The sequence below is a fragment of the Caulobacter sp. GW456-12-1-14-TSB4 genome (assembly GCF_059424195.1).
The window spans coordinates 199,408-222,170 of record NZ_JBWKZF010000003.1 but is presented as its reverse complement, the minus strand read 5'-3'; the positions used below and the strand labels follow the sequence as shown (position 1 = coordinate 222,170).

At 66.0% G+C, this 22,763-nt stretch carries 23 protein-coding genes, 2 tRNA genes and 1 pseudogene; 15 read left to right on the top strand and 11 right to left on the bottom strand.

The window, feature by feature from the left end:
- Positions 1-105: 105 nt before the first annotated feature.
- The gene (infC, locus tag AC07YH_RS04430) at positions 106-627 is read right to left on the bottom strand and encodes a translation initiation factor IF-3 (RefSeq protein WP_099580303.1); all 522 of its coding nucleotides are present in this window, start codon (positions 625-627) and stop codon (positions 106-108) included.
- Between the two features lie 238 nt (positions 628-865).
- Between infC and AC07YH_RS04425 the strand changes: the two genes are divergently transcribed.
- Entirely contained in the window at positions 866-1,465 is a 600-nt protein-coding gene (locus tag AC07YH_RS04425; protein WP_494745791.1) for a YitT family protein, read from the top strand.
- A gap of 10 nt (positions 1,466-1,475) precedes the next feature.
- On the opposite strand, the gene AC07YH_RS04420 is transcribed toward AC07YH_RS04425, so the two are convergent.
- Positions 1,476-2,447 (bottom strand): glycosyltransferase family 9 protein, encoded by a 972-nt coding sequence (locus tag AC07YH_RS04420; RefSeq protein WP_494745790.1) that lies wholly within the window; start codon positions 2,445-2,447, stop codon positions 1,476-1,478.
- A complete protein-coding gene (locus tag AC07YH_RS04415) occupies positions 2,444-3,625 on the bottom strand; it encodes a glycosyltransferase family 4 protein (RefSeq protein ID WP_494745789.1) in 1,182 nt (393 codons plus the stop codon). Before AC07YH_RS04415 ends, AC07YH_RS04420 begins: the two co-directional genes overlap by 4 nt.
- A gap of 56 nt (positions 3,626-3,681) precedes the next feature.
- Between AC07YH_RS04415 and AC07YH_RS04410 the strand changes: the two genes are divergently transcribed.
- A complete protein-coding gene (locus tag AC07YH_RS04410) occupies positions 3,682-4,554 on the top strand; it encodes an alpha/beta fold hydrolase (RefSeq protein WP_494745788.1) in 873 nt (290 codons plus the stop codon).
- Positions 4,555-4,576: 22 nt separating this feature from the next.
- On the opposite strand, the pseudogene AC07YH_RS04405 reads toward AC07YH_RS04410, so the two are convergent.
- Positions 4,577-4,672 (bottom strand): annotated as a pseudogene (locus AC07YH_RS04405) (hypothetical protein); the annotation flags it as partial.
- A 33-nt stretch (positions 4,673-4,705) separates the two neighbouring features.
- Positions 4,706-5,566, bottom strand: coding sequence for an SDR family oxidoreductase (locus AC07YH_RS04400; protein WP_494745787.1), 861 nt, complete (start codon positions 5,564-5,566; stop codon positions 4,706-4,708).
- Positions 5,567-5,715: 149 nt separating this feature from the next.
- On the opposite strand from AC07YH_RS04400, the gene AC07YH_RS04395 reads away from it, so the two are divergent.
- The 7 genes from AC07YH_RS04395 (at position 5,716) to gafZ (ending at position 10,892) form a co-directional block, all read left to right on the top strand.
- Positions 5,716-5,790: transfer RNA gene (locus tag AC07YH_RS04395), tRNA-Gly, on the top strand.
- A gap of 49 nt (positions 5,791-5,839) precedes the next feature.
- Positions 5,840-5,914 (top strand) — tRNA-Gly (locus AC07YH_RS04390).
- A gap of 111 nt (positions 5,915-6,025) precedes the next feature.
- Entirely contained in the window at positions 6,026-7,816 is a 1,791-nt protein-coding gene (locus AC07YH_RS04385) for a DUF885 domain-containing protein (RefSeq protein ID WP_494745786.1), read from the top strand.
- Positions 7,817-7,818: 2 nt separating this feature from the next.
- Positions 7,819-8,733 carry a sugar kinase gene (locus AC07YH_RS04380; protein WP_494745785.1) on the top strand — a complete coding sequence of 305 codons (915 nt, stop codon included), beginning with the start codon at positions 7,819-7,821 and terminating at the stop codon, positions 8,731-8,733.
- 15 nt (positions 8,734-8,748) lie between these two features.
- On the top strand, positions 8,749-9,684 hold the full coding sequence (locus AC07YH_RS04375) for a hypothetical protein (RefSeq protein ID WP_494745784.1): 936 nt from the start codon (positions 8,749-8,751) through the stop codon (positions 9,682-9,684).
- A gap of 120 nt (positions 9,685-9,804) precedes the next feature.
- Positions 9,805-10,176 carry a gene transfer agent production transcriptional regulator GafY/HdaB gene (gafY, locus tag AC07YH_RS04370; RefSeq protein WP_494745783.1) on the top strand — a complete coding sequence of 124 codons (372 nt, stop codon included), beginning with the start codon at positions 9,805-9,807 and terminating at the stop codon, positions 10,174-10,176.
- A 14-nt stretch (positions 10,177-10,190) separates the two neighbouring features.
- On the top strand, positions 10,191-10,892 hold the full coding sequence (gene gafZ, locus AC07YH_RS04365) for a gene transfer agent activator GafZ (RefSeq protein WP_494745841.1): 702 nt from the start codon (positions 10,191-10,193) through the stop codon (positions 10,890-10,892).
- Here gafZ and AC07YH_RS04360 read toward each other — a convergent pair.
- Positions 10,889-11,638: a glucose 1-dehydrogenase gene (locus AC07YH_RS04360; protein ID WP_494745782.1), complete on the bottom strand. Its 750-nt coding sequence runs from the start codon at positions 11,636-11,638 to the stop codon at positions 10,889-10,891. The genes gafZ and AC07YH_RS04360 overlap by 4 nt on opposite strands.
- A 511-nt stretch (positions 11,639-12,149) precedes the next feature.
- Between AC07YH_RS04360 and AC07YH_RS04355 the strand changes: the two genes are divergently transcribed.
- The 6 genes from AC07YH_RS04355 to AC07YH_RS04330 all read left to right on the top strand — a co-directional run bounded on the left by AC07YH_RS04355 (position 12,150) and on the right by AC07YH_RS04330 (position 19,534).
- On the top strand, positions 12,150-12,908 hold the full coding sequence (locus AC07YH_RS04355; protein WP_494745781.1) for a Fic family protein: 759 nt from the start codon (positions 12,150-12,152) through the stop codon (positions 12,906-12,908).
- A 21-nt stretch (positions 12,909-12,929) separates the two neighbouring features.
- Entirely contained in the window at positions 12,930-13,991 is a 1,062-nt protein-coding gene (locus AC07YH_RS04350) for a hypothetical protein (protein ID WP_494745780.1), read from the top strand.
- Between the two features lie 2 nt (positions 13,992-13,993).
- Positions 13,994-14,461 carry a hypothetical protein gene (locus tag AC07YH_RS04345; RefSeq protein ID WP_494745779.1) on the top strand — a complete coding sequence of 156 codons (468 nt, stop codon included), beginning with the start codon at positions 13,994-13,996 and terminating at the stop codon, positions 14,459-14,461.
- 7 nt (positions 14,462-14,468) lie between these two features.
- Entirely contained in the window at positions 14,469-15,743 is a 1,275-nt protein-coding gene (locus AC07YH_RS04340; protein ID WP_494745778.1) for an HlyD family secretion protein, read from the top strand.
- Positions 15,740-17,857, top strand: coding sequence for a peptidase domain-containing ABC transporter (locus tag AC07YH_RS04335; RefSeq protein WP_494745777.1), 2,118 nt, complete (start codon positions 15,740-15,742; stop codon positions 17,855-17,857). The genes AC07YH_RS04340 and AC07YH_RS04335 overlap by 4 nt, the downstream gene beginning before the upstream one ends.
- A gap of 531 nt (positions 17,858-18,388) precedes the next feature.
- A complete protein-coding gene (locus AC07YH_RS04330; protein WP_494745776.1) occupies positions 18,389-19,534 on the top strand; it encodes a glycosyltransferase in 1,146 nt (381 codons plus the stop codon).
- On the opposite strand, the gene AC07YH_RS04325 is transcribed toward AC07YH_RS04330, so the two are convergent.
- From AC07YH_RS04325 to AC07YH_RS04305, 5 genes are all read right to left on the bottom strand, one after another.
- Positions 19,516-19,809, bottom strand: coding sequence for an ArsR/SmtB family transcription factor (locus tag AC07YH_RS04325; protein WP_494745775.1), 294 nt, complete (start codon positions 19,807-19,809; stop codon positions 19,516-19,518). The two genes, AC07YH_RS04330 and AC07YH_RS04325, sit on opposite strands and share 19 nt — an antisense overlap.
- A 70-nt stretch (positions 19,810-19,879) precedes the next feature.
- On the bottom strand, positions 19,880-20,329 hold the full coding sequence (locus AC07YH_RS04320) for a PA2169 family four-helix-bundle protein (RefSeq protein ID WP_494745774.1): 450 nt from the start codon (positions 20,327-20,329) through the stop codon (positions 19,880-19,882).
- Between the two features lie 53 nt (positions 20,330-20,382).
- Positions 20,383-21,342: an oxygen-dependent tRNA uridine(34) hydroxylase TrhO gene (gene trhO, locus AC07YH_RS04315; RefSeq protein ID WP_494745773.1), complete on the bottom strand. Its 960-nt coding sequence runs from the start codon at positions 21,340-21,342 to the stop codon at positions 20,383-20,385.
- On the bottom strand, positions 21,326-21,751 hold the full coding sequence (locus AC07YH_RS04310) for a SufE family protein (RefSeq protein WP_494745772.1): 426 nt from the start codon (positions 21,749-21,751) through the stop codon (positions 21,326-21,328). Before AC07YH_RS04310 ends, trhO begins: the two co-directional genes overlap by 17 nt.
- Positions 21,752-21,795: 44 nt before the next feature.
- Complete coding sequence (locus AC07YH_RS04305; protein WP_494745771.1) at positions 21,796-22,590, bottom strand: sensor histidine kinase; 795 nt, start codon at positions 22,588-22,590, stop codon at positions 21,796-21,798.
- Positions 22,591-22,763: the final 173 nt, after the last annotated feature.

Genomic DNA, 22,763 nt, shown 5'->3' with positions numbered 1-22,763 from the left:
ACCAGAGGGTGCGGACGTGTCGAGACATCCGAAAGGGCCTGCGCAAAACAAAACGCCCCGGCTTTGAGGGCCGGGGCGTTTCGATGTCTAGCTGAAGACCAGTCCTTAGCGCGGGGCCAGGATCATGATCATCTGACGGCCTTCCATGCGCGGCTCGTACTCGACCTTGGCGACTTCGTCGAAGTCGGCCTTGACCTTGTGCAGCAGCTTCATGCCCAGCTCGGGGTGAGCCATTTCACGACCACGGAAGCGCAGGGTGACCTTCACCTTGTCGCCTTCTTCGAAGAAGCGGGTCATGGCCTTGGCCTTGACCTCGTAGTCGTGGATGTCGATGTTCGGGCGGAGCTTGATCTCCTTGAGCTCGACGACCTTCTGCCGCTTGCGCGCCTCGTTCTTCTTCTTCTGCTCCTGGAACTTGAACTTGCCGTAGTCCAGGATCTTGCAGACAGGCGGATTGGCGTTCGGAACGATTTCCACCAGGTCCAGGCCGGCTTCCTCGGCCGCTTCCATAGCGGACGCGGTCGGCATCTCGCCTTGCTTCTCGCCGTTTTGGTCGATCAGCAGGACGCGGGGGACTCGGATGTCTTCGTTGATACGCGGTCCGTCTTTAACGGGCGGCGTTTGCATAGGACGGCGAATAGGGGCGGCTCCGGGGCAGTTGATGAGGGTAGAGTTGAACGCGTGCGCGCCGCGCTGGGCGCGCCGCGAGAAAGTGATATATGACCCGCCGGCCGCGCTCTATCAAGCGACGGCGGTCAAAGAGACGCTGGCGGATACAGTTTTTTCTGATCCCAGCCGGTGAATGGGCGGAAATGACAGGGTGGGGACGAGTTCTCCCCGTTTCAAGACGCCTGCCGCGAGCCTCATGACTGAACACCGCCACACCGCCCTGGAGGACGTCCATGCCCTCCTGATCGGCTCCAGCTTCATCGCCGTGGGCCTGACCCTGCTGAAGGCCGCCGGCCTCGTCACGGGCGGCGTGGCCGGGGTGGCGCTGATCATCTCGTACCTGGGCGGCTGGCCGGTGGGGACGGTGTTCTTCCTGCTGAACCTGCCGTTCTACGTCCTGGCCCAGCGGACCCTGGGCTGGACCTTCACCTTCAAGACCCTGGCGACCAACCTGCTGCTGATGGGCCTGGCCTTCGGCATGCCCTACTGGCTGAAGATCGGCCACGTCGACCCGATCTTCTCGGCCGTGTTCGGCGGCACGATCATCGGCATGGGCATCCTGGCCCTGGCCCGTCACCGCTCCAGCGTCGGCGGGACGGGGGTGCTGGCGCTCTGGCTGCACGAGCGGCGCGGCATCAGCGCCGGCAAGGTGCAGATGTCCGCCGATTGCCTGGTCATCCTGGCGGCCTTCTTCACGATCAGCTTCGACAAGCTCTTGCTGTCCATCGCCAGCGCCGTGGCGCTGAGCGCTGTGATCATCGCCAACCACAAGCCGGGGCGGTACGCGGGGTATTAGTTCCGCGAGATCAGTGCGGCAGCAGCGCCATCGCCGCGCTCGCCACGGTGCTGACCGGCAGGGCCTTGAGGTCGGGCGAGCGGATCACCGCCACGTGGCCGCGCGGGCCGCACAGCTCGGGGTCCGAGGCGTCGGAGAACAGGGCGATGGTCGGGGCGCCCGCGGCGGCCAGCAGGTGGGTCGGGCCAGTGTCGTTGCCGACGGCCAGGGCCGCCTTGGCCCCCAGCACGGCCAGCTGGGCGAAGTCGGTGCGGCCGGTCAGGTCGCGGGCCCCGCCCACGGCCTTCTGGATGTGGCGCGCCATGGCGCTTTCCTGCGGGCCGCCGATGATGACGATGTCCAGGCCGCGCGCCTTCAGCAGCGAGCCCAGCTGGGCATAGTTCTCGACCGGCCAGCGCTTGTCCAGCCGGTGGGCCGAGCCGCCGGGCACGAACAGCACATACGGACGCGGCGTGGCGGCGCCGGCCACCGGGCGCGGCTCCTTGTGCTTGCGCAGGATCCAGGTCAGGTCAGGCGGCGGGGCGCTGCCCGGCTCGGTCGGGGCGTCGGGCCAGATGCCGGCGGCGCGCAGCTGATCGGCCTGCCGCTCCAGCGTGTGCATGCGCAGTCGGGCCGAGCCCTTCTGCGGCAGCGAGGCGCCGAAGGCGATGCCGTTCCATTGCGGCGCGAACGGGCGCAGCAGCTGGAAGTACCAGTTGGTCCGACTGTTGGTCTGCAGGTCGTAGACCCGGTCGTAGCGCGCCTTGCGGATGCGGCCGATCATGGCCAGGGTCTCGCCCACGTCGCTGGGCCGGCCGTCGGTCTCGACGCTGTTGAAGTACGGGCTGAGCTTGGCCAGGGCCTCGAAGGGCGGGGTGGTCAGGAGCGTGATCTTGGCCTTGGGATGGGCCTCGCGGATCTTCTTCATCGCGGCCAGGGCCAGGACGAAATCGCCCAGAGCGCCCAGCTTGATCACCAGGACCTTCTTGATCTCCTTGCTCAAGGCTGCCGCTCCAAACTTCGGGCGCTCAATACGCGAGCGTAGACGTTGAGCGTCGCTTCGCACATCGCGTCCACTGAATACAACCGCCGTGCGCGAAGACGTGCGGCCTGACCCAGGGTTTGTCGTCCGGCCGCGCCGATCTCGCAGGCTTCGAGCAAGGCGTCGGCCCAGGCCTCGGCGTCGCCCGGCGCGACCAGCCAGCCGGTTTCGCCCGGCAGGATGGTCTCGCGCGTGGCCCCGTGGTCGGAGGCCATGGCCGGGCGACCCATCACCTGCGGCTCGACCGCCGTGCGGCCGAAGGCTTCCGGCTCCAGCGAGGGCGCGATGGCCAGGTCGGCCAGCAGATAGGCGGCCGGCATGTCGTCGCAGTGGCCGACCAGCTTCACCGCATTCTCCAGGCCGGCGGCTGCGATGGCGGCCTCAAGCTCGGCGCGGTAGCCTTTACGGCCCTGATCGTCGCCAGCCAGCAGCAGCAGGACCCGATCCTCGCCGCGCGCCTTTAGCCGGGCCATGGCTTCGATCATTAGGGCCTGGCCCTTCCAGCGGGTCAGGCGGCCGGCCAGCAGCACCTTCAGCCGGCGCTCGTTGTCCGAGACGCCCCAGGCCTTGCGCAGGGCCTCGATGCGGTCGCCGCCGACCACGCCGGGCTCGAAGCGCGACAGGTCGACGCCGCGCGGGATGGCCACGACCTTCTCCGGCGCGATGCCGTGCTCGCGGATGACGTGGTCGCGCGTGTACTCGGAATTGGCGATGACCAGGTCGCCCTTGGTCATCACCGCGTTGTACCAGCGCTTGAGATTGGACTTGGCGTTGTAGACGCCGTGATAGGTGGCGATGAACGGCACCTTGGTGGCGTGCGCGGCCCACAGGGCGCTGAAGGCCGGGGCGCGCGAGCGGGCGTGGACCAGGCTGACCTTCTCGCGCCGGATCAGGTCGATCAGCCGCGCGGCGTTGCCCAGCATGATCAGCGGGTTCTTGGACTGGGCCGGCATCTGGGCCAGCCGGCCGCCGTCGGCTTCGAGGCGCGAGGCCATGCGCCCGCCCTTGGTCGCGACCAAGGCCTTGCCGCCTTGCGCCACCACCGCGTGGGCGACATCAATCGTCGTCTGCTCGGCCCCGCCGGTTTCCAGCTCCGGCGTGACTTGCAGCAAGGTGAAATCGGCGGGTAGGTCGGGCACGCGACTCTCGGCGAAAACGAGCGAATTTTAGTTAGCGAAAGGATCGAGGCGACGCCATGACCGAATCCCGGGGCGCCCTGGCGCGTGAAGACGGCTCGAAGATCGCTTTCCGCCGCGTCGAGGGTGAGGGGCCGACGGTCGTGTGGCTGGGCGGCTTCCATTCCGACATGACCGGGACCAAGGCCGAGGTCCTGGCCGAGCAGGCCCAGGCCAGCGGCGGCAATTATATCCGCTTCGACTATTTCGGCCACGGCGAGTCCGATGGCCAGTTCAAGGACGGAACCATCAGCCGCTGGCGCGCGGACGCCCTGGCGCTGATCGACGAGCTGACGACAGGCCCGCTGGTGTTGGTCGGCTCGTCCATGGGCGGCTGGCTGTCGTGCCTGGCGGCGATCGCTAGGCCCGACCGCGTCAAGGCCATGGTGCTGATCGCCCCCGCGCCGGACTTCACCGAGAAGCTGATGGAACCGGATCTCTCGGCCGAGGCCAAGGCGGCGATCGCCAAGGACGGCTTCTGGATCCGGCCGTCGGAGTATGACGACGTCGGCTACGCGATCACCCGCGAGCTGCTGGAAGACGGAGCGCGGTGGTCGATCCTGCCGGGACCCGTGCCGATCGATGTGCCGGTGCGCGTGCTGCAAGGCGGCGCGGACCCTGACGTGCCGTGGACTCACGCGCTGGAGCTGGCCAACGCCCTGAACTCGGATCAGGTCGTCTTCACCCTGATCAAGGACGGCGATCACCGCCTGTCGCGTCCGCAGGACCTGGAACGCCTCGTGGCGGCCGTCGCGGAGGCCAAGGGCCTGGCGGAACCGGAGGAGGGCGACCTGGTGTCCCGCCGCCTGGCGCGAGCGGCGCGGTTGCGCAATGCGGCGGGTCTGGACGCGGTGGGGATCACCCCAAGGGCGCCGGCGATCGACGACGAGTAGGGCTTCTAACCCCTCTCTTTTAGGGAGAGGGAGGGGCCCGTCGCGTAGCGATGGGAGGGTGAGGGGTTACGAGGCTTGACGGCGTGCCGGCACTTCGTCTGACGCTGTAACCCCTCACCCCAACCCTCTCCCTATGGGAGAGGGGGCAAGTTCATCCGCCCGCCTTCAAAATCGCCGCCAACCCTTCGCGATATGTCGGATACGCCGGCCGCCAGCCCAGTTCCGCCTTGGCCAGCGCGTTCGAGACGCGTTTGTTCTCGGCGTAGAAGCGGCGAGTGGCCGGCGACATGCCCAGTTCGTTGAAGGGCAGGTCTGGCGGGACCGGGACGCCGAGCAGCTTGGCCGCATGCTCCATGACGTCCTGCGGCGGAGCCGGTTCGTCATCGACGAGGTTGTAGATCCCGCCCGCCTTCGGCCGCTCCAGCGAGGCCAGCAAGCCTGAGACGATGTCGTCGAGGTGGATGCGGCTGAACACCTGGCCCGGCTTGACGATGCGGCGGCCTTCGCCGGCGCGCAGGCGGTCCAGTGCGCTGCGGCCGGGAACGTAGATGCCTGGCAGGCGGAAGGCGGTGACGGTCAGGCCCATGCCGCGCCCGACCTGGCGCCAGTCGCGCTCGGCCCCGACCCGGCGGGCGCCTTCGACCGACTGGGCCTTCAGCGGCGCGGTCTCGAAAACCCAGCGGCCGTCGTAGTCGCCATAGACCCCCGTCGTGGAGAGATAGCCGATCCAGTCGGGGAAAGCCTGGGCCTGGGCGAGGGCGGGGATCAGCGATTCCAGCGCGGGGCAGCCGTCGGGACCGGGCGGGGCGGTGACCAGGATGGCGTTCACCCCTTGGAGCGCGGCGGCCATGGCCTGGCCATCGTCCGGATCGGCCGGCGTGATTCCCTGGGCGCGCAGCCGATCAGCCTGATCGGAGTCCCGCGCCGTGGCGGCGATCTCCCAGCCACGCGCCTTCAGGGCGCGCGAAAACGCCGCGCCGACATAGCCCATACCGAACACAAACAGACGCAACGCCTAGAACTCCGCCCCCGGAAAACCTGGCGAAATCTAGCCTCCGAAAAAAGGCTGTCGGCAACCCCTCAAAGGGCGCTTGCCAAGCGCGAAGCCCTCTGCCATAAGCCGCCTCCTCGTCGCGGGGCGCTCTTCTGAGCCCCGCCGATGCGGGCGTAGCTCAGTGGTAGAGCACAACCTTGCCAAGGTTGGGGTCGAGAGTTCGAATCTCTTCGCCCGCTCCATTCTTCCGGACTTTCGGGAGAATGGAGCGACTATATATCTCGCGAATGGGCGGGCGTAGCTCAGTGGTAGAGCACAACCTTGCCAAGGTTGGGGTCGAGAGTTCGAATCTCTTCGCCCGCTCCATTCTCGAACATCTTCCAAAAACTTAGGTGCTTCCAACCGGTCCCCGCCAAGGGATCGCGGTGAACGATTCGCGTGTCGCCGGGCGATCCGCGTTCGCCTAAGCTGCGCCTCATGACTCGCATCGCACCCTGGCGCGCCGCCCTGGCCGGCGTCTGCCTCGCAGCCTTGGCCGTCTCGGCCGCCGGGGCCACGCCCTCCGGCAATCTCGTCAGCCTGGTCGCCCGCTACGAGGCGCTGGGCAATGCCGACGAGGATCCCGATTCCGGCGGCTCCAGCGAGGCTCGCTGGCGGCTGCCCGACGTCTCGCCGGCCGCCGATGCGGCGCGGCTGACCAAGCTGAACGCGATCTCGGCGGCGCTGTCGTCGATGGAGACCAAGGGCCTCTCCGACGAGGAGAAGCTGACCCGCGATCTGCTGCTGTGGACCGTCAAGGACCGCATCGAGGCGGCCGGCTACGACGAGTCGCGGATGCCGTTCAGCAGCGACGGCGGCTTCGACGTGATGATGCTGTACCGCGCCACCGGCATGAAGCTGAAGAGCGAGGCCGAGGCCCGGCGCTGGATCGGCCTGCTGAACGGCATGCCCGGCTGGTACGCGGCCAATATCGACAACGCCCGTCGCGGGGTGAAGGCCGGCTTCGTCCAGGCCATCCCAACCGCTCAAGCGGTCCAGGAGCGGGCCCAGCGCACCGCCGCCACGCCGCTGGCCGACGATCCGCTGATGACGCCGCTACGCACCCTGCCGGCCAGCATCCCGGAGGCCACGCGCGCGGCCCTGGTCGCCGAGGGCGAGAAGGCCATGACCGACAAGGTCGCGCCGGCCCGCGCCACGTTCGTCAAGTTCATGACCGAGGAATACGTCCCGCACGCCGCCAAGAGTCTGGCGGCCTCGGACCTGCCGGACGGCAAGCGCTACTACGCCTTCCTGGCCCGCCGGCACACGACCACCACCCTGACGCCGGACCAGATTCACGACATCGGCCAGTCCGAGGTGGCCCGCATCCGCGCCCGCATGCAGGAGACCATGAAGGCCGCCGGCTTCCAGGGCGACCTGCCGGCCTTCCTGGCCATGCTGCGCCAGGATCCGCGCTTCTATGCGACCAGCCGTCAGCAGCTGCTGGAGAAGTCCTCCGAGATCGCCAAGCGCGCCGACGACCAGCTGCCGGCTCACTTCGGCGTCCTGCCGCGCCTGACCTACGGCGTGCGTCCGGTGCCGGCCAGCATCGAGAAGGGCTACACCACCGGCCGCTACTTCGGCGGCGACGCCAAGGTCGGCCGGGCCGGCGGGTTGATGATCAACACCTCGGAGCTGGACCAGCGGCCGCTGTACGAGCTGCCGGCCCTGGTGCTGCACGAGGGCGCGCCCGGCCACCACATCCAGACCTCGCTGGCCGCCGAGCAGACGGGTGTCCCCGAGTTCCGCCGCAACCTCTACTTCACCGCGTTCGGTGAGGGCTGGGGTCTCTATTCGGAGTGGCTGGGCGAGGAGATGGGCATCTATCGGGACCCCTATGAGGTCTTCGGTCGTCTGTCCTACGAGATGTGGCGCGCCTGTCGCCTGGTGGCCGACACCGGCATGCACTGGAAGGGCTGGAGCATGGAGCAGGCCCGCGCCTGTTTCACCGACAACACCGCTCTGTCGCCGACCAATATCGAGGTCGAGCTCAAGCGCTACGTCTCCTGGCCCGGCCAGGCCCTGGCCTACAAGATCGGCGAGCTGAAGCTGCTGGAACTGCGCAAGCGGGCCGAGGCCAAGCTGGGCGACAAGTTCGACGAGCGCGGCTTCCATGACGCGGTGCTGCTGCACGGCTCGCTGCCGCTGGCGGTGCTGGAAACCCGGATCGACGCCTGGATCGCCCAGCAGTCCAAGGCCGCCGCGCCGTCAGCCAAGAAGAAGGGCTGACCATGGCCAGGATCACCGTACTCGGCGAATGCATGGTCGAGCTGTCGCCGGAAAGCGCCGACAGCCTCTACCGCATGGGCTTCGCCGGCGACACGTTCAACACCGCCATCTACATGGCCCGCCTGGGCGACGAGGTCGCCTACTGCACGGCGCTGGGGCAGGGCGATCCGTTCAGCGAGGGCGTGCTGTCGGCCATGCGCCGCGAGGGCATAGACACCCGCCTGGTCCGCCAGGTCGAGAACCGCCTGCCGGGCCTCTACGCCATCGTCCTGGACGAGCACGGCGAGCGGAAGTTCCACTATTGGCGCGAGCGGGCTCCGATCCGCGACCTGTTCTCGGCCCACACCGCCGACCAGCTGATCGAGGCGGCCAAGGCCAGCGGCCTCGTCTACCTGTCGGGCGTCACCCTGGCGGTGGTCGGCGACATCGGGCGGGCGCGCCTGAAGGACATCCTGGCCTATGTCCACTCGCTGGGCATCGCCGTGGCCCTGGACTTCAACTACCGCCCGGCCTTGTGGCCCAGCCCCGAGGCGGCCCGCGCGGCCCTGGACGGCGTCGTGCCCTCGTGCCGCTACATCTCGCTGAGCAGCGAGGACAGCCGCCCGCTCTACGACCGCGAGGCCGAGGACCTGGCCGCCGAGTGGGCCGCCGCCGGCGCCGAGGTGGTGGCCCGCGACGAGAGCCACGCGGTCAATGTCCACCAGCCGCAAGGCCGGACGACCACGCCGCCGCCAGGCCGGGTCAAGGCCGTCGACACCACGGGGGCGGGGGACAGCTTCAACGCCGCCTACCTGTCGTCGCGGCTGGCGGGATTACCCATTCCGGAGGCGATCCGGCGCGCGCACGCTCTGGCCGCGCTGGTGGTCTCGCACAGAGGCGCTATCCTGCCACACGGTGTCGCCCTCGAAGGTGTCTAGTTCGCCCAAAGTCCCATGCGTGAGTTCGATCTCGACGCCGACCGTCTGCAGTCGGCGCTGACCAGGCGTTTCCTGATCCCGGCGCTTCCCGCCCTCGAGGCGACGTTCCTGGCCCTGCGCGGCGAGACCGACCAGGCCTTGGCGGTTGAAGCCGGCGGGCGCTACGGCAAGCCCTATCCCTATGGCCTGTGCCTGGAGATCACGATCGATGTCCTGTCGCGGCTGAACGCACGGCCCGCCAGGCCCCGATCGGCGGGGGAGCGGGCGCTGAAGGCGTTCTTCGACAACGGCGGCCAGGGACGGATGGTCTGGGGCGCTCTGCGCGACCGGTATTTCCAGAACGCGATCCAGCTGGGCTCGCTATATGTCGATGTGTCGAACGACACGGTCGATGTGCGCAAGGCCAAGGTCGAAATCCTGCCTATGAAGGAGTCGGGGCTGGTCCTGGTGAGGGACGCCGCTCACTTCGTTCGGATCGCCAACGGCTACTGGGATATGATCTTCTACGCCAACACGGCCTTGCCGTCGCTGGCCCCGGCGTTCCCGATGATCGCGGTCGATCGGAAGGGCCAGATTCAGATCCAGACCAAGGTCGGCTACATGATGCGCCTGTTCGGCGCCGACGGCTTCCATCTGGCGGAGCGGTGGTTGCGGGAGGGGCCGCCCGCGCCGTCCACGGTGACCCAGGCGATACGAGGCGCTTGTTCGCCGGCCCTTCTGGCCGCAAATCCCACGGTCGGGGCCTACGAGGCCATTCGCGCTTGCGAACGCCTGCGTCTTGCCGGGACGGTCGTGGACGCCGCCTGGGTCGCGGGCATGCAGGCGCTGTTCGACCAGGCGCCCGCGACGCGAATCGCCCTTCCGACACCTGTCGCCAAACGGGGGGCGATCGCGGACGAACGGCGTACGAATGCCCGTCCGATTGTGGGTGTATCGGCTGTTGCAGCCTAGGAAAATCAAAGCTTTAAGCGATCAAAGCTTGAGTGAAATAGGAATATCTTCCTCTCCATAAGATTATATACCTATAGTCGTATTCGCCCGCCGTGCTCGCGGCTGGGAGGAGAGGACGCCATGTTGGTTCAAGCCCTTGAGGACATCTGGGCGATCACGCCCGATCCCCGTCGCGACCGCCTGACGGTCGGCTTCGTCACCCATCTCGTTTCCCTGGCCACCGGCGTGCCGGCGGCCGAGATCAGCGCGCCCAGGCGCGCCACCCATGCCGCCGTCCGCGCGCGGCAGCTGGCCATCTACCTGACCCACATCACCTTCCACTGGTCGCTGGCGCGGGTGGCCTTCGCGTTCGGTCGCGATCGCACCACCTGCGGCCACGCCTGCCGCAAGATCGAGGACATGCGTGAGGACGCCGTCTTCGACCGCCGGCTCACCGACCTGGAGGCCTGCCTGCGCCAGGCTCCGGCCCATGCCGAGGAGATTCCGGCGTGAGCGCGGAGTTCGATATGGAACTGGAGGCGCGGCGGTTGGCCGAACGGGCCATGCGGCTGCTGTCGCGTCCCGGCGCGGTGGTCGAGGCGCTGGGTCTGGGCTACGGCGTGCGCCTGGGGCCCAGCCGGCGGCGCAGCGTCATGCTGACCCTGGACGAGGCGGCGTTCCAGGCCCTTGCCCGCGATGCGACCCTGAAACCGCGCGCCCAGGGCGGCTGGACGATGACGGCCAGACCAGAACCTTCGACGCCGCCGCCGGGACGTCCGAGCGTGATCGAGGAAGAGGTCGTGACGGCCGAGGGGCCGGTGCGACGCAATCTCGGCGAGTCGCCGATCGCCTGGCTGGCCCGCCGCCGCGACGGGAACGGCCAGCCCTGGCTGACGCCGACCGAGGCCGCGGCCGGCGAGCGGCTGCGCGAGGAGTTCGAGAGCCTGGGCGCGCAAGGCCGCATGACCATGCGCTGGGACGCGACGCCTCGGGTGGACGGCGGCAGGCCGGGTCTGGCCCCGGCCGAGCGCGATCTGGCCGCCCGTGAGCGGATCGCCAATGCGCTGGCGGCGGTGGGGCCGGGCCTGCGCGAGATTCTGGAGCGGGTTTGCCTGATGGGCTCGGCGCTGGAGATGGCCGAGCGGTCGCTGAAGCTGCCGCGCCGGGCGGGCAAGACGGTCCTGAAACTCGCCCTGCAGCGCCTGGCGCGGCACTACCATATGGTTTAGCGGTTGCCGCCGGCCACGGCGATGATCTCGCCGGTGATCCAGAAGCTGTCCGGCGACGCCAGGAAGCTCACCACCGGCGCGATGTCCGACGGCTGGCCGATGCGGCCCAGCGGGGTCTGGGCGACCAGTTGAGCTTCGAGCTCAGAGCCGATGATCCCGACGGTGTGGGTGCCTTCGGTCTCGACCGCGCCGGGCGAGACGGCATTGACGCGGATCTTGCGCGGACCCAGCTCCTTGGCCAGCACGCGGGTGATCGAGTCCACGGCGGCCTTGGTGCCGGTGTAGACCGAGGCGGTCGGGATATCGACCGTGGTCGCCGCCGAGCTGATGTTGATCACGCTGCCGCCGTCGGCGCCGAAGCGCTTGGCCGCTTCTTGCGTGGCCAGCAGCAGGCCCAGGACGTTAATGTTGAACTGGCGGTGGAAGTGCTCCTCGGTGACGTCTTCCAGCGCGGCGAACTCGTAGACGCCGGCGTTGTTGACCAGGATGTCCACGCCGCCGAAAGCCTTGGCGGTCTCGTCGAACAGTTTGGTGACGTCGGCGCTCTTGGCCACGTCGCCCTGGACGGCGATGGCCTTGCCGCCGGCGGCGGTGATCTCGGCCACGACCTTGTCGGCGCCGTCACGGCTCGAAGCGTAGTTGACCGCGACGGCCGCGCCCTCGGCGGCCAGGGCCTTGGCGATGGCGGCGCCGATACCCTTCGAGGCGCCGGTCACGACGGCGGTCTTGCCAGTAAGCTTGCTCATTGTCTCTCTCCGGACGCCGTTGATCGGCGAACGCTTCGACATTTAGATAATCATCGAAGTGATTCAATGAGCGAGGGGCGAGAGATTTTCTGAGGGCTTGTCGGTACAGGCTAGAAGTGGCCCGGAAACAGGTTGGTGCTGTCCCTGGCGGGGTGCTCAACGGACCTCGGTTTACAGCAAGCTTGTGCGCCTTCGCGCCAGTGGACGGCATCTGGATCCCGCTCGGCAAGAGCATGCTGATCGAGATCTTCCGGCCACTCGAATCCGCCCTGTCCAAACCTCTCCCGACACGCAGGCCGTGCAGGTCACGCGGCGACGGGGGGCTGGCCAGCGTCCTGTCTTTGGTAGCGGGTTCAATGTTGGCGGCAAAATCTGCAATTTAAGATGGAATCAATCTTCCCTTAGGTTGTGCGTGCTGCTACGCCTACCTCAAGTGAGTTCAGCGGCCGAGCGGGTTGTGACGCAAGCGTCTCCAGAATTGTCGTGCCGAAGCCCGGGGCAGGTTTCACAGGTGAATGATATCCACCTTAAAGCGCCGATAATAAAGGGGCTCCCAACTATATCAGACAAGACGCGGCGCGTTGAAAATTTGATCCGAGAGAGGGATCGAAAATTTAAAAAGGTCTCGGAAACTTTCGGCCTGGAAGTAAGATATGCTCACCATGTGAGGTCCGGCGATATCACGGGTCGGTTGGCTGTTCCCAGTGCGTCGTGGCCCATCATACATCCCAGCGCCGCCGAATTCATGCTGCGGCCGTGCGTGGAGCCTATTTACTGGTTTTTCTGGGAAGATTTCAGACGAGGCGGAATCTCCGAGGAGCGGTTCCTGAAGCTTTCCTCCGCGCTGTCGGGGCGTCCAAACAAATATTCAGGGAAGCAAGGGCGAACCACCCCGCTAGATGGGCACCCGACGACCTACTTCGAAGACGTTGAACTCTCGTCTCAGTGGCGGGTTCGCTATCTAGATCTATTTTCGATGGATCTTCATCCGCTGCATCGGGCGATCATATCCTACGCGATCGTTATTTTGGCCCATCCGCTCCTGGATGGAAATGGAAGATGCGCCAGGGCGCTGCTTGTCGGGGCGCTCGCGCACGCCGGGTTGCTCAACAACCCAAGTCTTCCGCTCGGTCCATCGTTCTACGTGAACTCATCCTATGTTTCCTGGTCCCTGAATGATCTTAGCGAAACAGGAAACTGGTCAGCATACGCATCAAGAATGGAAGATCTTTTGTCGATAACGGCACAAGAAGCCGACACCGTCAGTTAGATTATGTGAAAGGTTAGGGACATGCGCGACCTGGACATCAACGAACTCGACCGCGTTGCGGGTGGCTTCGACGTCGACGCCGCCTTCGTGAATTTCAGCATCATGGACTTGGAGGACGCCGAGAAACTGCGAGCCGGCAGGCCGCAGGGAAGCGATCTGGACTTCAACTCACCGTTCAGTTTCGGTTATACGGATCCGGCTTGGCAGCAGGTCATGAACGACTTCGACGCTGGTCACATGCCTGCGGATTCGCTCTGGGCGACCTCCAACGACATCGCCTTCTCTTCGGCCCACGGTACGGGCTCGACGGATGGATTGGTTTGGTTTTCCGCGGAAACCTATCTGGGGAGCCCGCAGACGCTGCCGAATGGCGACATCACGGCTGCTGAACTGACCGTCCAGCTTGTCCGGCATGACGTCAACGGTATCGGTGCTTCGTTCGATCCCTACATCGACAACCGTCCCGGCTATTCCACATTGCAGATTTCCGGACCGGCGATCATGGGCCTTGGCGGTTTCTCGCCGCCCGAGCCGGGGCACCAGATCATCCCCGCCGAGTATGCGCAGATCGTCCAGATCCTCGCGGGGCAGGGCTTCAACGTTGACGCCATTATCCATCAGCAGTGGGAAAATGGCCGAAACCTTCATACCCCTACTCAGTACAAAGCGGCCTTTAATCAATTCATAGAAGACGTTCACAGCCATGGCCCCCTGGATGTCAAGAATACCTATGCCGCTCAACTTTCCGTCGTCAATTCCGACACCGTTCAGGCCTTCGGAAACTGGTTCTTTGGCGTCACGGCCCATGCGATCGGATTTACACTTGGCCAAGCGGCCGCCGGCGCCGGACTGTACCAGATGACCAAGCAAGGGTACTATGATCGTACGTCGGAGGTCGCGGCCTATGCCAACGCGGGTTACTCGGCTATCCTGGCGCAAGCAAATCCAGACTTCATAGTCAACGACACTAAGGCGGCCGCCATGATCGCCGCCGGCGCGCGCTTTGGCGATCTACCCGGCGACACCACACTCATCGCCGCAGGCTATTTCGCCTACAAAGTCGCAAATCAATCAGGGATTTAGCGGTGAAGGCGCTTGGCTTTGGCCTGCTACTCGCGACGTCGCTCAGTGTCACTGCCTGCGCCCAGGCAGTGACACCGGATCCTAGACGGATCTTCGCGGACCATCGCCCAGAGTTCATCAAACTCGTCCAAGATATCGAGGGCTGCAAGGGCGTGATCGCCTTCTACGCTGAGTATCGCGAAAGTTCCCGCTGCCACGGCGATGATCATGGCCGCTCGAGAGAGATTTCAGGGCGATTGAGCGCACTGGGCGTTCACTGGGCGATCGCCGCGCGCACGAACGAGCCCGGCGCGGATGTGAATAGGATCAACTTCGTGACTGCGTCACAAGGATTGATGATCGGGCCGGGCAGCGCTTCGATGATCGTCTACCACGGCGACAAGGCAACGCCGCTCCCTGACGAAAAGCCCATGGACAATGCCGGACACTGGTTCTCGCTGAAAACAAAAGACGTTCCCCGTTCTCGGTAGAATCCCAGTGCAACCAGATCCCGCCCCGTCGACAGACGACGGTCTATTTCGTCGCGAAGCCATCGAGGCGAGCGGGGCTGCTTACGGCCGCCCCGCTCGGCCCTTCGAAGCGGCGTCCTGGATCCTGACGCTGTTCCTGACAGTGACGTTCATCGTCGTAGTCGTCTTCCTGTGCACGGCCAAATATGCGCGAAAGGAAACGGTGGCAGGTATCATCGTCCCCGCCGCCGGCGCCATCCACTTGGCCGTCACCCGGCCTGGCGTCCTCACTGCGGTTTATGTCCGCGAAGGCGACACGATCGAGGCGGGAGCTCCCGTCGCTAGGCTGCAGTATGATGCGGTGACCACTCAGGGCGATCGGCTGTCTACGGTGCTGGTCGGCGCCTCCGATGAGCAGCAGGAGGCCGTGTCAGAGAGACTGGAGGCCAACGGCCTGTCCTTGCGCGAAAAGACGCGCGAGCTTGACGAAAAAAGGCGCAGCCTCCTGCAACAGCAGGAGCGCCTGACGTCGGAAGTGGCCTTGCAGAAGCGTCGCATCGATTTGAATTCTGCGTCGCTCGAGGCCGCGCGGCCGCTGCGCGAGAAGGGTTATTTCTCGGAGCTGCAGTTTCGCCAGCGTGAAGAGGCTGTTGTGGCCGCCCAACAAAATCTTTCGATGATCGAGCGACAGGCCGAAGAGGGCGCCGCGTCACTCGTGCAGCTTGAAGCGGCTCGACGTCAGCTAGGCGCGGAGGCGAAGCAGGCGGCGGCGGAGATGCATGCCTCTGCAGCGCAGATTCGCGAGAAGCGCGCCTCATACGCCGCGGACGGTGAAGCTTTGATCGTCGCGCCAAGGTCGGGGCAGTTGGCGTCCTTGCGCGCGACCCCGGGGGCGGCGGTTTCTGGCGGTTCGACCGTTGCGGTCATCGTGCCCGAAGGGGGAAAGCTCGAGGCCCAGCTATGGGCGCCCTCCCGGGCGCTTGGCTTCATTCGTCCCGGCGATGAAGTCCGCTTGATGTACGACGCCTTTCCCTATCAGCGCTTTGGGATGGGGCGAGGGCATGTCGTGTCCGTCGCCAACGCGCCGACGAGTCCGGCCGAACTGGCCGATGCTGTCGAGGCCAAGGAGGCCCTTTATCGGATCACGGTGGCGTTGGACCGCCAATCGGTCCGCGCCTACGGCAAGGACTGGCGCCTGTCGCCGGGCAGCCGCTTGTCTGCCGACCTCATCTTGGAAACACGGTCTTTCGTCGATTGGCTGTTTGATCCGCTCCAGGCCGTCAATCGCAGAATGGCGCCATGAAACTCGACCCCGCGGTTCGCAATCGTCAATCGGAAGCCACCGAATGTGGTCTGGCGGCTCTGGCGATGGCCGCCAGCATGGCTGGATCCGAGATCGACCTGACTTGGCTGCGTCAGCGTCACCCGGCCTCGTCGCGCGGCACGACCTTGCGGGACCTTAGCGCCATCGCCGCAGGCATCGGGCTCTCTTCCCGCGCGGTTCGCTGCGAGGTCGATGAACTGGCGCAACTGCAGTGCCCTGCCATTTTGCACTGGGGCATGAATCATTTCGTCGTGCTCGACCGCGTAGCCAAAAAAGGCGTTCGCATCTTCGATCCCGCCTTGGGCTACCAGATCGTCGCCTTGCGCGAGGTGGCCCGACGGTTCACGGGGGTCGCGCTCGAACTGACGCCCACGCCGTCGTTCCAACGCAAGGCCGACGCGCCGCGGTTGAAATTGAGCAGTCTCCTACGGTGGACCCCGGACCTCAAAGGCGGGCTGGGCAAGGCGCTGATCCTGTCCCTCCTGTTGCAGGCGTACGTGATCGCCAGTCCCTTCTACATGCAGATCGCCATCGATGAGGTCGCCCTGAAGGGGGACATTGATCTCCTGGGCGTTCTGGCCATGGGCTTTGCCACCTTCGCCGTATTCAACGCCATCGCTGAGGTCCTGCGCGGCATCGTCCTGCAACGCATGAACAGCGTACTGGCTTGGGATATGAGTCGGCGGGTCTTCCATCATATGATGCGACTGCCGCTGGCTTGGTTCCAGCGTCGGCGACTCGCCGACACGCAGAGCCGACTGCAGGCGCTCGACCCCATCAAGGCCCTCGTCACTAACGGTCTTGTCGGCACGCTGATCGATGGTGCGATGGCCCTCTCGACCGCGATCTTGATGACCATCTTCGCACCGACCTTGGCGCTGATCACAGGCGTCGGACTGGCCGTCTATGTGGCGCTGAGGTTGGTCTGCCTGCCGTTGAGCCGGCGATACGCCGCCGACGCCTTGATGGCGTCCATCGCCGAGCAGGGCAAGCGTCTGGAGACCCTGCGCGCCATACAGACCATCAAGGCCATGAATGGCGAAGCACAGCGGGAAAACGACTGGGCCAACAAGTTCTCCGAGACGATCAAGGCCAACCAGTCCAGCGCCTTCGTCAATCTAAGTTTCAACGCGGTCCAAAAACTGTTCGACGGCGTGATCCTGACGGCTATCGTCTATCTTGGGGTCCGGAAAATCGTAAACAATGAAATGACGATCGGCATCCTCTATGCCTTCGTATCTTATCGTTCGCAGTTCATGGCCCGGTCGATCACCTTGTTCGAGCAGATCGTGAATTGGCGCCTGACGGATCTCTATACCAACCGTATCGCCGATATTGTCCTGACGCCGCGAGAGACAGGGCTTGAGGGGGCGGCGAGCAACCTTCCGGAAATCACCGGTCGCCTGGAACTGGACCGGGTCAGCTTCTGCTATTCGCCCCAGGATCCTTTCGTCTTTCAAAACCTGAGCCTGTCTGTCGCCGCCGGCGAGTGCGTGGCGATTGTGGGCGCGTCGGGATCTGGAAAATCCACGCTCATGAAGGTTCTGTCGGGCCTCTATCAGCCAACGTCCGGATCGGTGCGCCTGGACGGCCTCGGGTTCAACAGCTGGGGCGCGCGACGGGTGAGAGAGGCCGTAGGCTTGGTTCTGCAGGACGATGAACTTCTCCCCGGTTCGATCGCCGAAAACGTCGCCTTCTTCGACGATGCGATCGAGATCGAGCGCGTCTGGCAATGCCTGACCATGGCCGCGATCGATGGCGAGGTCCAGGCCATGCCCATGCGCGCCGAAACCTTCGTCGGCGATCTGGGGTCGACGCTGTCTGGCGGGCAGAAGCAGAGGATTTTGCTCGCCAGGGCGTTATACAAACGGCCCAAGATATTGATCCTGGACGAAGCGAATTCGCATCTCGACGTCTTCAAGGAGCGGGCGATCAACGAACACCTTTCGTCGCTCAAGATTGCGCGGATTGTCGTGTCCCACCGCCCTGAAACGATCGCTGCAGCGGACCGAGTCTTCCATCTGGGCGTCGGCCTAGTCGAGGTGAGGGCGACCCTGCCGTCACCCGTGCCCATGCCGAGTGTCGGGATTTAGCAGACGGGAAGCAGCTTGTGCTCTGGCTCTACAAGCGCAGACTCGGGTGATGCCCTTGGGTGAGCGATAGCTGGGACCGCGCCAGCATCCAAGCCCAGCCCCGCTCGGCCTACCTGATGCCCGGCCTCACCCATAGCAATTGGAAGCACAGCAGTCCGCCGCTGGAAGCCTTCCGATACCTTCCGAACCGTGAGATCGGATGGGTGAAAGGCAAAGTTCGGCCCTGTCATTGGGGACCTCTAGCCAACGATATCTGAGGTCTCGATCGCCAACCAGCACGGTAAGACCTGCAAGCCGCTCAGAGAAGCCCGAGAGGGACAGTCTTAAGCTGCAACCGGCCTTACGGGGACAGCGTTAGCCTGTTCGCTTAATTTGTGAGTTTGGCAAAACCCTTGAAAAGCCGCTGTCTAGAGAGGACAGCTCAAACTTGCGCCGACAAGGCTTGCCTGCTCAGGCTGTAACGGGCCCGCCCTCTGGCATCGGACTGTTACAGAACGGCGGTAGCGCTGGTTATTCGCGCCAGGGGCCGCCATGCGTCACGTCTATCTCTACATCCACGACCTGCGGTCCAGCGGCGTGGTGCGCAACGCCATCGACTTCGCCAAGCGGTTCGCCCAGGACCATCCGACCACCTTGGTGGTGGGTTACGGCGAGGGGTTCTTCGCCGAGGAGGCGGCGCGTGGTCCTTTCGCGCTGAAGGTGCTGGCGCCCAAGGAAGGCGCGCTGGGACGGGGCGTCGCGGCCTTGCGGCTTCGGGCGTGGCTTTCGCGCCAGCCGGCGGGCGCGCTGATGTCGGTGGGCAATATGGGCCATTGGACCCCGTTCCTGGCCTGCCAGGGCCTTGGCCACATCGCCCGCATCTACTGCATCAGCAACGAGGTGGCCCGCGACGACGGCCTCAAGAGCCGCACGCGCCTAGCCTGGATGAAGCTGCTGACCCTCGACGCCGCCCGGATCGTCGTGGTCGGCCGCGCGCTGCGCCGCCTGCCGTTGTTCGCCCAGGCCATCGCGTCGGGTCGCGCGGTCGAGCTGCCGAACGGCGTCGACAACGCCCTGGCCGCCCGGCTGGCCCAGGCGCCGGCGCCGCATCCGTGGCTCGAGGACCAGGTCCCCGTGGTGGTCGGCATCGGTCGGCTGCGGCCGCAGAAGAACTTCGATCTGTTGATCGAGGCCATGGGCCGCGCGCGCGGAACGCGACGCTTGCGGCTGGCGATCATCGGCGGCGGCGCCCCGGCCGAGCAGGCAAGGCTGACCGGCTTGGCGCAGGCCGCTGGGCTGGGAGAGGATTTCCTGCTCGCGGGCGAGACCGACAATGTCTTCGCCTGGCTGCGCCGCGCGGCGGTGTTCGCACTGCCATCGCGCTGGGAGACATCGTCGCTGGCCTTGCTCGAAGCCCTCGCGGCGGGCGCGCCCGTGGTGGCGTCCAGGATCGCCGGCGACGCGGCCCAGGTGCTGGAGGAGGGCCGTTACGGTCTGCTGTTCGACGGCCAGGATCCCGACGCGCTGGCGGCGGCGCTGCTGGCCCAGGTCGAGGCGCCGGTCCGGCCGGGCGATCGGGCCCTGGCGTACGACCTGAGCCTGACCAACGACGCCTATGCCGCGCTCGTGGCCGAAGTCTTGGCGGCCGGATCGGCCCGTTGGAGTCCCTCGGGTCGCCTTCAGATTTCGGCTAGCTGAACCAGGTAGGCGTTCAGCACGTCGCGCTGCAGGATCAGGAAGGCGAACTTGCCCTGGCGGCAGATCTTGATCAGGCCCGCCGTTTCCAGTTCCTTCATGTGGTGCGACAGGGTGGCGGCGGTCACAGGCACATGCTGGGCCATCGCGCCACAAGGGAAGGGCTCGCTGGCCGCGCCGACCTCCTTGAGGATTTGGCGGCGGCGCGGGTCCGCCAGGGCCTTGGCGATCAGATTGACCTGTTTCTCATCGAGAACGATGCGCGGCGCGTCTTCCATGGCCTTCATATGCGGTGTGGCGCCGCGTGACGCAAATGGGCGGGACTGTTGGCCCCGCCCTTCGCAGGTCTTAGTGCTTCAGCGACAGCTTCAGGTCGCGCATCTGGTCATGGCCGGACTTCACCGAGGTCCAGGCCTTTTCGATCGCCGCGCGGGTCTGGGCGTCGACGTCGGTATCCTGGAGGGCCTTTTCGTACTTGGCCTTGATGTGGTCCTCGCCGGCTTCGACCTCATTGACGACGGCTTCGTCGCCCTTGGTGATCGAGTCCTTGAGGTTCAGGAACACGCGGTGGGCGGCGGCCAGGATGGTGCCGTCGTCCTTGGCCTCGCCGCCCAGCCGGCGGACTTCGTTCTGCAGGTCCGAGGCGACCGAGCGGCGTTCCTGGGCGCGGCGTTCGAACAGGTCCTTGTAGCGCGAGGCGTCGGCGTCCTTGGCGGCTTCGGCATAGCCATCGGCGCTGTCGATGGTGGTTTCGACCAGGCCGTTGACGAGCTTGATGTGGTCTTCGTTCGTATGCATGGGCGGCTCCTAGAGAAGAGGAGCCGGGTCAACGCGGGGCAAGCGCGAAGCGTTCAGCTTGGCCTTGAAGGAAAAGTCGCGCCGACGTGGTCGATGCCCAGGGTCTCGCAATGCAGCGCCTGGCGGTGGCGCTCGGCGGCGCGGGCCTTCTGGTCGTCCGACCGCTGGTCATGGCAAGCCGGACACGAAACGCCTTCGACATAGAGCTTGGAAGCCTGGGCCTCCGGGCTGACCGGCATACGGCAGCCTCGGCACAGGACGTGCGTCCCTTGCGCCAGGCCGTGGCCGACCGCGACGCGCTCGTCGAACACGAAGCACTCGCCGCGCCACAGGCTTTCGGGCTCGGGGACCTGTTCAAGATAGTCGAGGATGCCGCCCTTCAGGTGGAAGACCTGCTCGACGCCCTCGGCCTTGAGGAAGGCGGTCGACTTCTCGCAGCGGATGCCGCCGGTGCAGTACATCGCCACCTTCAGCGGCGCGGCGTCGGGGCCGCGCTCGGCCTCAAGCCCGGCGCGGTAGTCTCGGAACCAGGCCGGGAAGTCCGAGAAGCTGGCGGTCTTGGGATCGACGGCGCCTTCGAACTGGCCGACGGCGACCTCGTAGTCGTTGCGGGTGTCGATGACCACGACGTCGGGATCGGCGATCAGGGCGTTCCAGTCGGCGGGCGCGACATAGGTCCCGGCGTCGGTCGGATCGAGGTCCGGTTCGCCCAGGGTGACGATCTCTTTCTTGAGCCGGACCTTCATCCGGTGGAACGGCATGCGCTCGGCCCAGGCGGTCTTGGGCGCGAGGCCTTCACAGCCGGGCAGGGCGCGGATGTGGTCGAGCACCGCCTCGATGGCGGCGTCCTCGCCGGCGATGGTGCCATTGACGCCTTCGCGGGCCAGCAGCAGCGTGCCTTTGACGCCCAGGCCACAGCACAGCGCCGCCAGCGGGCCCTGGATCGCCGCCGGGTCGTCGAACCGCGTGAAGCGGTAGAGCGCGGCGACGCGGACGCTAGGCGAGGCGGACATTCGCGTCGTGCTGGATGCGGGCGACCATCGACTTCAGGCCATTGGAGCGTTGCGAGGACAAGGCTTCGGACAGGCCGAGCTTGTCCATCGCGCCCTTGGCGTCGAAGGCGACGATGTCGGCGGGCGTGCGGCCCGAATAGAGCCGCAGCATGATGGCCACCAGGCCGCTGACGATGTGGGCGTCGCTGTCGCCCTTGAAGACCAGGGTCCCGTCGGCCTGGGGCAGAGTCACAAGCCAGACCTGGCTGGCGCAGCCGCGCACCTTGTTGTCCTCCGAGCGCTCGGCGTCGGTCAGGGGGGCGAGTTCCTTGCCCAGCTCGATCACGTAGCGATAGCGCTCCTCCCAGTCGCCGAGGAGCTCGAACTCGTCGGCGAGGTCGTTGAGGGCGGTGTCGATGGCGCTGGTCATGGCGGGCCAATTAGGGGGCTGGCCCCCGCAAGGCAAGCTCGGGCCTATGCTGCCGGAAGGATCAGCCGCGCCAGGAAGCCCGCGCCCAGGCTGGAGGACAGCCGCAACTGGCCGCCCATGGCGCGTGACAACAGGTCGACGATCGGCAGGCCCAGGCCCACGCCTTCCTGGGTGCGGGTCAGGGCCGAGCCGCCCTGTTCGAACGGCTGCAGCAGGCGCGGCAGTTCCGAGCTTTCGACACCTGGGCCCTGGTCGCGGATGGTGATCTCGATCTCGCCGCCGATCCGGCTGGCGGCGACATGCACGACTCCCCCCGCAGGCGAGTGCGTAACGGCGTTCTGCAAGAGGTTGGAGAGCATGGTCCGCAGGCCGCGGCTGTCGGCGATGACGGCGGGCAGGGCGCCCTGGCCGATCACGTGGACGATGATTTCGCGGCGGGCGATCTCGGCCTTCAGGGTGTCGATCACGTCGTCCAGCGCCTCGTCCACCGGCTCGGGCGTCATCTCGATATCGGTGACGTGACCCTCCAGCCGGGCCAGCTCGACGATCTGGTTGACCAGCTTCAGCAGCTTCATGCCGCTGTCGTGCACGATGCCCGCATATTCCTTGTACTGCGGGCTGCCGAGCGGTCCGTACAGCTCGTGCGACAGGATTTCGGAGAAGCCGATTACGGCGTTCAGCGGGGTGCGCAGCTCGTGGCTGACCATGCGCAGGAACGAGCGCTTGCGATCGTCCAGGGCCAGGCGCCGGCGCTCGATCGCGGCCGCCCGGCGGTCGGCCGAGGCGGGGTCCGCGTACGCGCGGTCGGACAATGCGTCCAGGGACGCCGGTTCTGGCATGGTGGGCTCCCGGACCTTCTGTCCGTGACGATTCAGACGGGAAGGATGCCGGTCGGCGCTTACGATTCCGTTTCCGTCCACAACGCTTCCACGAGGAAAGGTCGCTTAACGATTGTGCGGCCTTGGAGGGAGGGGCTTTGGCGCGTTAAGGTTTGAAGACGGTGCTTCCCCGC

Coding starts and splice junctions, on each gene's coding strand:
- infC (WP_099580303.1), bottom strand. CDS start 627: ATGCAAACGCCGCCCGTTAAAGACGGACCGCGTATCAACGAAGACATC.
- AC07YH_RS04350 (WP_494745780.1), top strand. CDS start 12,930: ATGCGCGACCTGGACATCAACGAACTCGACCGCGTTGCGGGTGGCTTC.
- AC07YH_RS04410 (WP_494745788.1), top strand. CDS start 3,682: ATGACCGAATCCCGGGGCGCCCTGGCGCGTGAAGACGGCTCGAAGATC.
- AC07YH_RS04305 (WP_494745771.1), bottom strand. CDS start 22,590: ATGCCAGAACCGGCGTCCCTGGACGCATTGTCCGACCGCGCGTACGCG.
- AC07YH_RS04325 (WP_494745775.1), bottom strand. CDS start 19,809: ATGGAAGACGCGCCGCGCATCGTTCTCGATGAGAAACAGGTCAATCTG.
- AC07YH_RS04335 (WP_494745777.1), top strand. CDS start 15,740: ATGAAACTCGACCCCGCGGTTCGCAATCGTCAATCGGAAGCCACCGAA.
- gafZ (WP_494745841.1), top strand. CDS start 10,191: ATGGAACTGGAGGCGCGGCGGTTGGCCGAACGGGCCATGCGGCTGCTG.
- AC07YH_RS04360 (WP_494745782.1), bottom strand. CDS start 11,638: ATGAGCAAGCTTACTGGCAAGACCGCCGTCGTGACCGGCGCCTCGAAG.
- gafY (WP_494745783.1), top strand. CDS start 9,805: ATGTTGGTTCAAGCCCTTGAGGACATCTGGGCGATCACGCCCGATCCC.
- AC07YH_RS04375 (WP_494745784.1), top strand. CDS start 8,749: ATGCGTGAGTTCGATCTCGACGCCGACCGTCTGCAGTCGGCGCTGACC.
- AC07YH_RS04310 (WP_494745772.1), bottom strand. CDS start 21,751: ATGACCAGCGCCATCGACACCGCCCTCAACGACCTCGCCGACGAGTTC.
- AC07YH_RS04330 (WP_494745776.1), top strand. CDS start 18,389: ATGCGTCACGTCTATCTCTACATCCACGACCTGCGGTCCAGCGGCGTG.
- AC07YH_RS04385 (WP_494745786.1), top strand. CDS start 6,026: ATGACTCGCATCGCACCCTGGCGCGCCGCCCTGGCCGGCGTCTGCCTC.
- trhO (WP_494745773.1), bottom strand. CDS start 21,342: ATGTCCGCCTCGCCTAGCGTCCGCGTCGCCGCGCTCTACCGCTTCACG.
- AC07YH_RS04380 (WP_494745785.1), top strand. CDS start 7,819: ATGGCCAGGATCACCGTACTCGGCGAATGCATGGTCGAGCTGTCGCCG.
- AC07YH_RS04320 (WP_494745774.1), bottom strand. CDS start 20,329: ATGCATACGAACGAAGACCACATCAAGCTCGTCAACGGCCTGGTCGAA.
- AC07YH_RS04425 (WP_494745791.1), top strand. CDS start 866: ATGACTGAACACCGCCACACCGCCCTGGAGGACGTCCATGCCCTCCTG.